This is a genomic window from Comamonas sp. CMM03 (assembly GCF_019218715.1).
Classification (GTDB): Bacteria; Pseudomonadota; Gammaproteobacteria; order Burkholderiales; family Burkholderiaceae_C; genus Comamonas; species Comamonas terrigena.
The window spans coordinates 819,815-832,391 of record NZ_JAHUXB010000001.1; the positions used below are offsets into that span (position 1 = coordinate 819,815).

Consider the following 12,577-nt stretch of genomic DNA (forward strand, 5'->3'; position numbering starts at 1 on the left):
ACGACCGGAGACAGACAATGGCAATGACAGAAATCAAGGTTCCGGACATCGGCGACTTCGACAGCGTGGGCGTGATCGAAGTGCTGGTCAACGTGGGCGACACCATCAAGGTGGAGCAGTCGCTGGTGACCGTGGAGAGCGACAAGGCCTCCATGGAGATCCCCTCCAGCCATGCTGGCGTGGTCAAGGAAGTCAAGGTGAAGCTGGGCGACCAGATCAGCGAAGGCTCGGTGGTGGTGGTGCTGGAGACGGCCGATGCCGCTTCCGCTCCTGCCCCCGCTGCAGCAGCGCCTGCGCCTGCGGCACAGCCTGCTGCTACTCCGGTGGCCGCTGAGGCACCGGCAGCACCCGCACAGGCAGCCCCTGTTGCGGCGCCTGCGGCTGCGGCCTCCAGCACGCTGGCCATCCAGATCCCCGATATCGGCGACTTCAAGGATGTGGCCGTGATCGAGATGCTGGTCAAGGTGGGCGATACCGTGACGGCCGAGCAATCGCTGTTCACCGTGGAGTCCGACAAGGCATCGATGGAAATCCCGTCGCCGGCCGCTGGCACCATCACCGCGCTGACGCTGAAGATCGGCGACACCGTGAACGTGGGCGACGTGGTCGGCCAGATGACGGTGCAGGGCGCTGCAGCCCCTGCGGCCTCTGCTGCAGCGGCTCCGGCTGCTGCCCCCGCACCTGCTGCGGCAGCGCCTGTGGCGGCAGCACCTGCCCAGGCGGCCCCTGCCGCCGCAGCCGCCCCCGTGGCCGCTGCGCCTGTGGCGGTGCCTGCCCACAACCCCACGGTGGCACCGTCCGGCAGCCTGCCGTACGCATCGCCTTCCGTGCGCAAGTTCGCCCGCGAACTGGGCGTGCCGCTGGCCGAGGTGAAGGGTTCCGGCAACAAGGGCCGCATCACGGCCGACGACGTGCAGGCCTTCACCAAGTCGGTGATGGCAGGCGCCGTGCAAACGCTGGCACAGCAGGCAGCTGCCCCGGCCAAGTCGTCCGGCGGCAACGTGGGCGGCCTGGAAGTGCTGGCCTGGCCCAAGGTGGACTTTGCCAAGTTCGGCGCCGTGGAACGCAAGGATCTGTCGCGCATCAAGAAGATCTCGGGCGCGAACCTGCACCGCAACTGGGTGATGATTCCCCACGTCACCAACAACGACCTGGCGGACATCACCGAGCTGGAAGCCTTCCGCGTGAGCACCAACGCCGAAAGCGCCAAGGCCAAGAGCGACGTCAAGGTGACCATGCTGGCCTTTGTGATCAAGGCCGTGGTCTCGGCGCTGAAGAAGTTCCCCGAGTTCAACACCTCGCTGGACGGCGACACCCTGGTCTACAAGCAGTACTACAACATCGGCTTTGCGGCGGACACGCCCAATGGCCTGGTGGTGCCAGTGCTCAAGGATGCCGACAAGAAGGGCATCATGCAGATCAGCCAGGAAATGTCGGAACTGGCCAAGAAGGCCCGTGACGGCAAGCTGGGCGCGGCCGACATGCAAGGCGGCTGCTTCTCCATCTCGTCGCTGGGCGGCATTGGCGGCACCGACTTCACCCCCATCGTGAATGCGCCGGAAGTGGCCATCCTGGGTCTGTCCAAGGGCAGCATCCAACCGGTGTGGGACGGCAAGCAGTTTGTGCCCCGCCTGATGCTGCCGCTGAGCCTGTCGTACGACCACCGCGTGATCGACGGCGCGGCCGCTGCCCGCTTCAACGCCTACCTGGGCGCGGTGCTGGCCGACTACCGCCGCATCCTGCTGTAAAGGGAGACTGGTACATGGCAACCATTGATATCAAGGTCCCCAATATTGGCGATTTCGCCGAAGTGGGTGTGATCGAACTGCTGGTCAAGCCCGGTGACACCGTCTCCGTGGACCAGTCGCTGATCACCGTGGAGTCCGACAAGGCTTCCATGGAGATCCCGTCCAGCCACGCGGGCGTGGTCAAGTCGCTGCTGGTCAAGGTGGGCGACAAGGTCGCAGAAGGCTCGGTCATCGTTGCGCTGGAAGCAGCGGGCGAGGGCGCTGCCGCAGCCCCGGCGGCTGCGCCGGCACCGAGCGCGGCCCCTGTGGCTGCGGCGCCTGCTCCGGCAGCACCTGCCGCTGCGGCGGCACCGGCCCCCGTGGCCGCCAACTTTGGCGGCACGGTGGATCTGGACTGCGATGTGGTCGTGCTGGGCGGTGGCCCTGGCGGCTATTCGGCAGCGTTCCGCGCGGCCGACCTGGGCCTGAAGGTGGTGCTGGTCGAGCGTTACAAGACGCTGGGCGGCGTGTGCCTGAACGTGGGCTGCATTCCTTCCAAGGCGCTGCTGCACGTGGCAGCCGTGATGGACGAAGTCAAGCACCTGGAAGTGGCGGGCGTGAAGTTTGCCGCTCCGGAAGTGAACATCGACCAGCTGCGCGGCCACAAGGAAAAGGTCATCGGCAAGCTGACCGGCGGCCTGGGCCAGATGGCCAAGATGCGCAAGGTCACTATCGTGCGTGGCTATGGCAACTTTGTCAGCGCCAACCACATCGAGGTGGAAGAAACCACGGGTGACGGCCAGGACAAGACCGGCAGCAAGAAGGTGGTTCAGTTCAAGAACGCCATCATTGCCGCCGGCTCGCAAGCCGTGCATCTGCCCTTCATGCCCAAGGACGAGCGCGTGGTGGACTCCACCGGTGCGCTGGACCTGAAGGCGGTTCCGAAGCGCATGCTGATTCTGGGTGGCGGCATCATCGGCCTGGAAATGGGCACCGTCTACAGCACGCTGGGCGCACGCCTGGACGTGGTGGAAATGATGGACGGCCTGATGCAGGGCGCCGACCGCGATCTGGTCAAGGTCTGGCAGAAGATGAACGCGCCGCGCTTTGACAACATCATGGTCAACACCAAGACCGTGGCGGCCGAAGCAACGCCCGAAGGCATCAAGGTCACGTTCGAGCCGGCCAAGGATGGCGTCACCGTGCCCGAACCCCAGACCTACGACCTGGTGCTGCAAGCTGTGGGCCGCACGCCCAATGGCAAGAAGATCAGCGCCGACAAGGCGGGTGTGGCCGTGACCGACCGTGGCTTCATCGACGTCGACATCCAGATGCGCACCAATGTGCCCAACATCTTTGCGATCGGCGACATCGTGGGCCAGCCCATGCTTGCACACAAGGCCGTGCACGAGGCGCATGTGGCCGCCGAAGTCATCGCCGGCGAACTGCTGGGCAATAAGGAGCTGGCATCCAGCGCCTTCAACGCCCGCGTGATCCCGAGCGTGGCCTACACCGACCCCGAAGTGGCATGGGTGGGTCTGACGGAAGACCAGGCCAAGGCGCAAGGCATCAAGGTCAAGAAGGGCCTGTTCCCCTGGGCTGCGTCCGGACGCGCCATTGCCAATGGCCGCGACGAAGGCTTCACCAAGCTGCTGTTTGATGACTCTCCCGAAGCCCACGGCCATGGCCGCATCCTGGGCGGCGGCATGGTCGGCACGCATGCGGGCGACATGATCGGTGAAATCGCGCTGGCCATCGAAATGGGCGCGGACACCGTGGACATCGGCAAGACCATCCACCCCCACCCCACGCTGGGCGAGTCCATCGGCATGGCGGCGGAAGTGGCACACGGTTCGTGCACCGACGTGCCACCGGCACGCAAGTAAGCGAAGCGATCAGGCCTTAGGGTCTGGGACAAGAAAAGGCAGCCTGCGGGCTGCCTTTTTTATGGTCTGTACATGGCCCTGGATTGTCCGAGGGCGAGAGTGCAACGGCGTGAACCTGCGCGGCAGGGTGCCTGGCGTGCGGTGCCTTTGGTACCGGCGGTGCCGCGTACCCGGCACGCGAACCGGTGGGGAGGGCGCCTTGCAAGCGCCTGGGAAAAGCCAAAAAAAGCCGCAGAAGGGATTCCCTCCTGCGGCCCGGTTCCCTTTGTGCGTGGTCAGAAGCGCGGGGTGTATTTCACGGTGAACATGACGTTGCGCGGATCGCCGTAGTTGGCACCGGTGTAGCCGGTGTAGCCAGGGACGATGTAGCGTTTGTCGAAGATGTTGTTCAGGTTCATCGCGATGTTGACCTCGGGCGTGGCCTGGTAGGCGAATCGCATGTTCCAGGTGGTGAAGCCGGGAATGTCGTTCGCGCGGTCGTAGTCGAGCGTGTGGCTTTGCGTGGTGAAGCCGGCGCTGGTGGTGAGGCGGTTCCAGTCGCCGGTATGGCGGTAGGAGGCCCAGACGCGCAGCATGTGCTTGGGGGTCCAGGTGCTGAAGACCTTGCCCTGGTTGTCGGGGTCGCGCAGGAATTTGGTGGTGTTGAAGGTGTAGCCTGCGATCAGTTGCAGATTGCGCAGCACCTCGCCGCTCACCTCGGCTTCCAGGCCCTGGCTGCGGACCTTGCCGGATGCCGTGGAGCAGTACCAGCCGTCGCACTCAAAGCCGGACGCGATGTCGTTGACGGCACGGTTCTTGTGGTCGTAGCGGAACACCGCGAGCGAGGTGTTGAGGCGCTTGTCCATCAGTTCGCCTTTGATGCCGAGTTCGTAGTTCGATCCGATGACGGGCTCCAGCACCTTGCCTGCCGCCGTGCGTGCCGACTGGGGTTCGAACACGCTGGTGTAGCTGCCGTAGGCCGACCATTGGGGGTTCAGGGCGTACACCAGGCCGAAGTAGGGGATGACCTCGCCCGAGGTGTGCATGACTTCGCGTGTGTCGAACAACGATGCCTTGTAGAACAGGTCATACCAGGCGACGCGGGCCCCCACGATGGCTGTCAGGGGTTCGGTGAGTTGTGCGCGCCAGCTGGCGTAGATGCCTTTTTGCCGCACGTCGTAGGAGGAGACGGATTGCCGGCCACCGGCCGCCAGTAGGCTTTCCTCGGTGGGCTTGGGACGGTTGTGGTCGATGTCGAAGAGGTTGCCGCCCGACGTGAAGTTGCGGGTGTACTTGTCGCTGGACTTGTACTTGGAGTAATCGGCGCCCAGCGTCACTTCATGGCGCAGCCCCAGGGCATCGAAGCTGCCATTCACAAAAGCGTCCAGCCCGACCTTGTCGGAGTCGAAGTGGGTGATCCAGTCCGCGTAGGTCATTCCGCTGCCGTCCGGCGCCACGGTGCCGTGCATGCGCTGGTGCGTGGAGTTGCTCGTTTCGTTCATCTGCAAGGCCGATACCTTGAGCTTCCAGTCCGCGTTGAAGCGGTGGTTCAGATCGGCGTAGACCGTGGTCTGCTTGAGGTTGGAACGGTTCCACGAGGCGCCCGTGAACGTGGAGCGGGACAGACCCACATCGCGGCTGTCAGCCGCCAGAGGCACGCCGTAGATGAAGGGGCGTCCCTTGCTGTCGAGCTGGCTCACGCCCAGGCCCACGGTGGTATCCGGGCTGATGTCGTAGTCCAGCGCTGCATACAGCGACCGGGAACGGTCGTTCACGTAGTCGACAAACGAGTGGCTGCGGGCTTCGTCCACCACGGCGCGACCGCGCAGCGTGCCTTCGGCGTTGAGGGGGCCACCGACGTCCAGCTGTACGCCGTAGCGGTCCCAGGAACCGGCACGCGTGGTCAGCGTCACGGTCTTTTCGCTCTGGCCGCGCTTGCGCACGAGGTTGACCGCACCGCCAGGGCTGCCCGTGCCTTGCAGCAGGCCCGATGCGCCGCGCAGGACTTCCAGCCGGTCGTAGAAGGCCATGCCTTCTGCAGCCCAGTTGCCGAGCGAGTACATGTTGCGGGGGATCGCGACGCCGTCGTACTGCCAGTTGTCGATCTGGAAGCCGCGTGCCGCCAGCACCATGCCTTGTCCGACACCGGTCACGCCGACGGTGCCGGTGGCGATGTTGGCGGCCTGCTTGAGGTCGGTGATGCCCTGTTCTTCGATCTGCTTGTGCGTGATCACGCTGATGGACTGGGGGATGTCCTTGAGCGCCTGGTCACCTTTGTTGATGCTCACCGCACGCGCGGCAAAGGAGTTTGTGCCTTCGGAGGTGGCACCGCGTTCTTCCTGGGCGGTGACGGTCACCTGCGGCAGGGTGGCTGCGCCCGGGCCGGGCGACAGGCGACGCACCACGACCGAGGTACCTTCCACTTCGGCGTACAGGCCGCTGCCTGCGAGCAGGCGATTGAGCGCTTCGGGCACGGTGAAGCGACCTTGCACGGCGGGGGCGGTGCGGCCTTCGACCAGGGCGGGCTGGACCATCAATTCCAGATGGGCCTGGCGTGCGAGCACCACCAGCGCCTGCGACAGCGGTTGCGCGGTGATCTGGATTTCCACCGGTGCAGCCTGTGTGGCGGGCGTGCTGCCCGATTGCGCCTGGGCGGCGGTGGTGGCCACCAGCAGGGTGACGGCCGCTGCCAGCGGCGCAAGATGGAATCGGAAACGGGACATGCGAACTTTCTCCAAAAGGCACGAAACAGGAATCGTTCTCAGGAAGACGCATGGCAATGCAAAACCCCAACCTGTACGCAAAATTTTTTTAAAAACGTGGCGGGAGGGCCTGGCTCACAATGAGACTGCAACGGGGCAGCAACAAAGCCGCCCCGGTGCAGCGACCGTGCTGCGGCGGTGCCCACAGCGGGTGTGTGGGTGTCAGTGGCTTGCCACGATTTCCGTCAGATCCCCGTTTTGCTTCAAACGCACGGGCAGCACCTTGGGCAGGGCGGAGCGGAAATGGGCCAGTCTCTGCGGATCGAAGGTGCCAGACAGGCGCAGCGCGCCCACTGCCGGGTCGCGCACCACCATGTGCGTGGGGGCGTAGCGTTCGAATTCCGCCAGAGCGGCGGAGAGCGGCACGTTTTCCAGGTTGACCCGGCCGTCGCGCCAGGGGGCGATGCCGGCAGCGGCAAGTGGTGCCACGGGGCCCAGATGTCCATCGGCACTGGCCAGCTGCTGGCCGGCCGTTAGCAGCACGGCCGCCGATTCGGGCGCGTTGCCGCCCGCCGATGGCAGCGGGCGCACGCGCACCTTGCCTTCTTCTACGGCAACGCGCACGGGGCTGCCTGCGGTGTTGCGCACGGCAAAGCGCGTGCCCACCACCGTCACCTGGGTGCTGCCGGCCAGCACGTCGAAGGGCTTGGAGGCGTCTTTTTGCACCTCGAACACGGCCTGTCCTTCCGGCAGCTTCACCTCGCGGCGCTGGCGGTACAGGCTGACTTCGACGCGTGTGGCGGTGTCAAGCTTCAGGCGGCTGCCATCGGGCAGCTCCACGCTCAGTTGCTGCCCGCGCTCGGTCTGGTAGGTCTGCGCAAACAAGGGCTGCTGCTGCCAATGGTCCCAGCCCATATAGCCGCTGCCGATGACCAGCGCCATGGCCACGGCGGACAGTGCCGCGCGCGGGATGGCCTGCGGGATCAGTGCGGACCACCAGGACGATGGGCGCTCTGTGGCCTGGGCCTTTTGGGCCGACTCCGCCAGGTCTTTCTTCAGCTGCAGGCGCAGTTGTTCAACGCCCGAGGCCGGCAGGGCATCGAGCTGGCGCCAATCGGCCTGCCAGCGCTGGAATGCGGTGGCGCGGTCCGGGCGTTCCGCCAGCCAGTGGCGGAAGTCTGCGTTGGCGTAGGCCGCATCCGGGGCATCGCTGTAGCGCGCAAACCACTCCAGGGCCTCGGCATCGAGGTCGCTGTGTGGCGATTGGGCAGTGGGGCGATCAGTCATGCGGATGCGAAAAGCCAGGGGCCATAGAAAGGTAGACGCACGAGTCTGCCAAAACCCAACGCCGGAAAGTCAAAGAAGTCGCACATTCTCATTGACCACTCCGGGGGGGGGCCGTGGCAGCCGTGGAAGGGGCGGCTGTGCCGCCACCCTGCATTTGTTCCTGGCGGGCCCGGCAGGCCTGCATGCCCAGCTTGATATGGCGCTCCACCATGGTGACGGAGATACCCATCTGCCGGGCCACTTCGGCCTGGGACAGTCCGTCGAACTTGTGCAGGATGAAGGCCTCGCGGCAGCGCAAAGGCAACTCGCCGATGGCGGCCAGCAGGGCGTCGACCGTTTGGGACGACATGGCGGCCACTTCTGGTTCCAGCGCTTCGGGGCCAGCGGTCCAGTCGGCGGCGTCGGTGGCGGCATCGCCTTCGGTTGCCGCGTAGGTGCCGCGCACTTCGCTGCGGCGGTACTGGTCAATGACCAGATTGCGCGCGGTGCGGTACAGCAGCGCACGCGGTTCGGCGATGGCTTCGCCCGACTCCTGCACGGCCAGCACGCGGGCATAGCTTTCCTGTGCCAGGTCTGCCGCCGTATCGCGGTCTCTGACCGTTCCTTGCAGGAACCTCAGCAACTCTCGGTAGTAGTGTGCGACCACGGGGCAGATCAGGGAGGGAGGGCGGCGTCTTCGCAGTGCATCCGGGCGAGGCGACCGGTGACCACGTGGGGGGCGAGTATACGTGTAAATGATATTCAATATCATTTGATGCGTTGCCAGGGAGGAGCCGGCGGTGGGCTGGGGGGCAGCGGCAGAGGGCAGGCGGCGTTGCATGCCGGAGCCGCGTTCTGGTGCGGCGGGACGGTAGATCTGCTTTTTTCGTTTGAGCTCATGCGCAAAGCTTTGTTGGGGTTCCGCTGTCCGGCGCCTAGAGTCGCGCTCCTTGACCAGGTGCACCCCCGTGCCCGGCAATGACTGGAATGAGAGTGTGAGTGCTATGAACAAGCGTGAGTTTTTGCTGTCCGGCCTGAAGGCCGGTGCCGTGATCAGCCTGCCCGGCGGCCTGGTGGCCTGCGCCAGTACGGCGGGCACGCAGGAGCCTGTGGTGGACACTGCGGCGGGCAAGCTGCGCGGCCTGCGCACGGCGCAAGGCTTTGCCTTCAAGGGCGTGCCGTATGGCGAGAGCACCGGTGGTGCCAACCGCTTCCGCCCCCCGGTGGCCAAGCAGGGCTGGGCGGGTGTGCGCGATGCCACCGCGCATGGCGCCAGCGCACCGCAGCCCGCCGTGCCCCTGGTGCCGGAGTTCGCCTGGTACTGGCCCACGGCGGCCACCAGCGAAGACAGCCTGTCGCTGGCCGTATTCACCCCAGCGCTGGACGGCAAGAAGCGCCCGGTGCTGCTGTGGCTGCATGGCGGCGGCTTTGCCACCGGCGCCGGCACGGCCCCCGGCTTTGACGGCAGCCACCTGGCCCAGTCGCAGGATGTGGTGGTGGTCTCCATCAACCACCGGTTGAATGTGTTTGGTTCTCTGCTGATCGACGCGCCGGGCTTTGCGCCGGAATCGGCCAATGTGGGTGTGCTGGACCAAGTGCTGGCGCTGCGCTGGGTGCGCGAGAACATTGCGCGCTTTGGGGGCGATGCGGGCAATGTCACCATCTTTGGCCAGTCCGGCGGCGCCGCCAAGGTCACGGCGCTGCTGGGCGCGCCTGCTGCCAAGGGCCTGTTTCACAAGGCCATTGTGCAAAGCGGCTCGGGCCTGTGGCGCCTGGCCAGTCGCGAGAAGGTGGCCCAGGCAAGCCATGGCCTGCTGCAGGAGCTGGGCCTGGACCGTGCCAATGCCGCACGCATCCAGCAGCTGCCGGCCGAGCAGATTGTGGCTGCCTATGGCAAGCTGCTGGCCAAGACCGGTGGTGTGAGCGAGTTCCGCCCCACGCTGGATGGCGTGGTGTTCCCGCAGGAGCCCTACGATCCCGCAGGCACGCCGCTGGCGGCCCAGGTGCCGGTGCTGGTGGGTTATGCCCAGCAGGAGGCCACGTTCTTTCTGGCCGGCAACCCGGCCAGCTTCGCGCTCAGTGAAGCGCAGTTGCAGGCACGGGTGCAGAAGTTTCTGCGCCTGTCCGGTCCGGCCACCAGGGAGCTGTTGCAAAGCTACGCGGCCCAGTACCCGGGCAGCAGCGCGTCGCAGCGCTTGATTGCGGTGGCCAGCGACTACAACTACAAGCTGCCCACCCTGGCCTTTGCCGACCGCCAGGCCGACCTGGGCGGCGCGCCGGTGCATGCCTATGCGTTCGACTGGACTTCGCCCGCACGCAACGGCGTGCTGGGGGCGGCGCACACGTCCGAAGTGCCTTTTATCTTTGGCACGCTGGATGCGGCCCGCCATCTGGTGCAGGACAGCCCCGACCAGTTGCAGGTGCGTGACCGCATCGGCGCCATCTGGGGGCAGTTTGCCCGCAGCGGCAACCCCAATTCCGAGCGCGCCGGCGTGCAGCATTGGAGCCGTTACGAGCGCGGCCAGCGCACCACGGCCCGCATCGGCAAGAGCTGGACGGTGGTGGGCAACCCCGAAGCCCATGCCCGCCAGGCCTTGGCCCAGGTGCCGCTGTATGAGTACAGCTTCCCGGTGTCGTTTGTGCGGGACTGAAGACGGGCGCGCAGGCCTGCGGCCTTGATTGAGGCCCAGGCCTGCGCCTTCTGGACCTTCCGGAGGGCGGGAAGGTGCGGAAGGGGCCGAGGCGGCGGGCTTACGCCTTCTTCAGGAATTCCGACTTCAGGATGAACGGACCCTGGTCGGTCTTGCAGTCCACGTCGTGGTCGCCGTTGTCATAGACCAGGCGGATGCCTTTGATCTTGGTGCCTTTCTTGATGACGGTGGAGGAGCCCTTCACCTTCAGGTCCTTGACCAGCAGCACGCTGTCGCCGTCGGCCAGCGGGGTGCCATTGGCGTCCTTGATGACGCGCGGGCCGCTGTCTTCATCGGCTGCAGCGTCGGCCTGGGCCGACCATTCATGGGCGCAGTCGGGGCAGACCAGCAGGTCGCCATCGGGGTAGGTGTGGTCCAGGCCGCATTGGGGGCAGGCGGGCAGGGTGGAATCGCTCATGTCACGTTCGTTGTTACAAAAGTGTGAGCGTACAGGCTCGCGCAGTAGCGGACTGCCGGAGTGCGGATTGCGCGCTGTGGCAGGCGCTGCGACGTGCTGGCGCGCGCCGAGATTGTTGCGATGGCTGCAAGAGGCCCGGGCGGCGGGCTTGGAGGGTGGCCCTGCCTCGATCGCACCGGTCGTGGTGTTGTGCACTGCAGCATGCGTCGGGCATACTGTTTCCTGTTGGGGCCGGTTCCGTGCCGCTGTTGGCATGGCCGGCTTCCGCAGGACAGGAGAGGCCATGCCGTGTACCGCTGACCGTATCCGCACCGGCGCTGCTGCCGGGGCCTGGTGGAAAGGGCGCCCATGCTGAGCGTGCTGGCTGTGGCCGTTTCGCTGGCGCTGCTGATGTTCCTGGCCTACCGGGGCGTGACGGTGCTGCTGCTGGCGCCGCTGATGGCGGCGGTGGCGGTGGTGCTGTCGGGCGACGGGCGCTGGTTGCTGCCGCTGTATACCGACACCTTCATGGCCGCGCTCAGCGGCTATGTGCTGCAGTTTCTGCCCTTGTTCCTGCTGGGCGCGCTGTTCGGACGGCTGATGGCCGATTCGGGGGCGGCCAGTACCTTGGCGCACTGGATTGTGCGCACCCTGGGCAAGAAGTACGCCATACAGACCGTGGTGCTCGCCTGCGCGCTGCTGACCTATGGCGGGGTGTCGCTGTTTGTGGTGGCTTTTGCCATCTACCCGATTGCGCGCAATCTGTTTGAAGAGGCGCAGATCCCCAAGCGCCTGATTCCGGCCACGATTGCGCTGGGCGCGTTCACCTTCACCATGACGGCCTTGCCGGGATCGCCCGCCATCCAGAACGCCATGCCGATTCCGTACTTCGGCACCAATGTGTTCGCGGCACCGGGGCTGGGGATTCTGGCTGCGGCGCTGATTCTGGCGGGCGGCCTGTGGTGGCTGAGCCGACGGGCCGCCGCCGCCAAGGCCGCAGGCGAAGGCTATGGCGAGCACGACGAAGGTGGCGCCGATGCAACGCCGACGCCCGAGCAACTGGCGGCCGATGCCGCGCGCCATGCGCAGATTCCGCTGTGGATGGCGCTGCTGCCGCTGCTGCTGGTGATAGGCGTGAACGCGCTGTTCACCTATGGCGTGTTTCCGGGCATGGACCTGGGTTTTGTGGCCGAGCGCTTTCCGGCGCTGGACCCGAGCCGGCTGGTGGGGCTGTGGGCGCTGGTGATTGCGCTGATTGCAGCCTGCACGGCGCTGGTGCTGCTGCGCCTGGGGCGGTGGCACAACCTGAAGGACACCATCAACCAGGGGGTGTTTGGCTTCATGCTGCCGCTGTTCAACACGGCGTCCGAAGTGGGCTATGGCGCGGTGATTGCATCGCTGGCCGGTTTTGCGCTGATCCGCGATGCGGTGCTGCAGGTGTCCAGCAACCCCCTGGTGTCCGAGGCCGTGGCCATGAATGTGCTGGCGGGGATCACCGGGTCGTCGTCCGGCGGGCTGAGCATTGCGCTGCAGACCCTGGGCGCTGATTACCTGGCCATGGCCCAGGCGGCCGGCATCAGCCCCGCGCTGCTGCACCGGGTGGCGGTGATGGCCGCCGGCGGCATGGACACCTTGCCGCACTGCGGCGCCATCATCACCTTGCTGGCGATCTGCAAGCTCAACCACCGCCAGTCCTATGGCGACATTGCGGCGGTGACCATGCTGTTCCCGCTGCCGGCGCTGGTGCTGGTGATTGCGCTGGGCACCTGGGTAGGCAGCTTCTGAGCGTGTGCCATGCCAGGGGGGCGGCCTGCCAAGTCGGTTGCGTTGCCTGCCGGGCCTTCCGTGCCGAAGGGCACAGGAGGGGAGCAGGGGCACCGGGGGCAGGGCGTACAGAGGGAAAGAACGAACGGTGCAGAAAAACCGTTCG

8 protein-coding genes are annotated in these 12,577 nt (G+C 66.1%); 4 read left to right on the forward strand and 4 right to left on the reverse strand.

Annotated elements, in window-relative coordinates:
- Positions 1-17 precede the first annotated feature (17 nt).
- Together aceF and lpdA are read left to right on the forward strand one after the other, a co-directional pair.
- Positions 18-1,748 (forward strand): dihydrolipoyllysine-residue acetyltransferase, encoded by a 1,731-nt coding sequence (aceF, locus tag KW830_RS03710; protein ID WP_218332168.1) that lies wholly within the window; start codon positions 18-20, stop codon positions 1,746-1,748.
- A 14-nt stretch (positions 1,749-1,762) separates the two neighbouring features.
- Entirely contained in the window at positions 1,763-3,613 is a 1,851-nt protein-coding gene (lpdA, locus tag KW830_RS03715) for a dihydrolipoyl dehydrogenase (RefSeq protein ID WP_218332169.1), read from the forward strand.
- A gap of 275 nt (positions 3,614-3,888) precedes the next feature.
- Here the strand turns inward: lpdA and KW830_RS03720 are convergent, their stop codons facing one another.
- The 3 genes from KW830_RS03720 to KW830_RS03730 all read right to left on the reverse strand — a co-directional run bounded on the left by KW830_RS03720 (position 3,889) and on the right by KW830_RS03730 (position 8,227).
- Positions 3,889-6,315 (reverse strand): TonB-dependent siderophore receptor, encoded by a 2,427-nt coding sequence (locus KW830_RS03720; RefSeq protein ID WP_218332170.1) that lies wholly within the window; start codon positions 6,313-6,315, stop codon positions 3,889-3,891.
- Positions 6,316-6,516: 201 nt separating this feature from the next.
- A complete protein-coding gene (locus KW830_RS03725; protein WP_218332171.1) occupies positions 6,517-7,581 on the reverse strand; it encodes a FecR family protein in 1,065 nt (354 codons plus the stop codon).
- A gap of 88 nt (positions 7,582-7,669) precedes the next feature.
- Complete coding sequence (locus KW830_RS03730) at positions 7,670-8,227, reverse strand: sigma-70 family RNA polymerase sigma factor (protein ID WP_370626084.1); 558 nt, start codon at positions 8,225-8,227, stop codon at positions 7,670-7,672.
- 337 nt (positions 8,228-8,564) lie between these two features.
- On the opposite strand from KW830_RS03730, the gene KW830_RS03735 reads away from it, so the two are divergent.
- Positions 8,565-10,211, forward strand: a complete 1,647-nt coding sequence (locus tag KW830_RS03735; protein WP_218332173.1) for a carboxylesterase/lipase family protein — start codon at positions 8,565-8,567, stop codon at positions 10,209-10,211.
- Between the two features lie 100 nt (positions 10,212-10,311).
- Here the strand turns inward: KW830_RS03735 and KW830_RS03740 are convergent, their stop codons facing one another.
- Entirely contained in the window at positions 10,312-10,668 is a 357-nt protein-coding gene (locus KW830_RS03740; RefSeq protein ID WP_066532258.1) for a zinc ribbon domain-containing protein YjdM, read from the reverse strand.
- Between the two features lie 348 nt (positions 10,669-11,016).
- On the opposite strand from KW830_RS03740, the gene KW830_RS03745 reads away from it, so the two are divergent.
- The gene (locus KW830_RS03745; protein ID WP_218332175.1) at positions 11,017-12,432 is read left to right on the forward strand and encodes a GntP family permease; all 1,416 of its coding nucleotides are present in this window, start codon (positions 11,017-11,019) and stop codon (positions 12,430-12,432) included.
- Positions 12,433-12,577 lie beyond the last annotated feature (145 nt).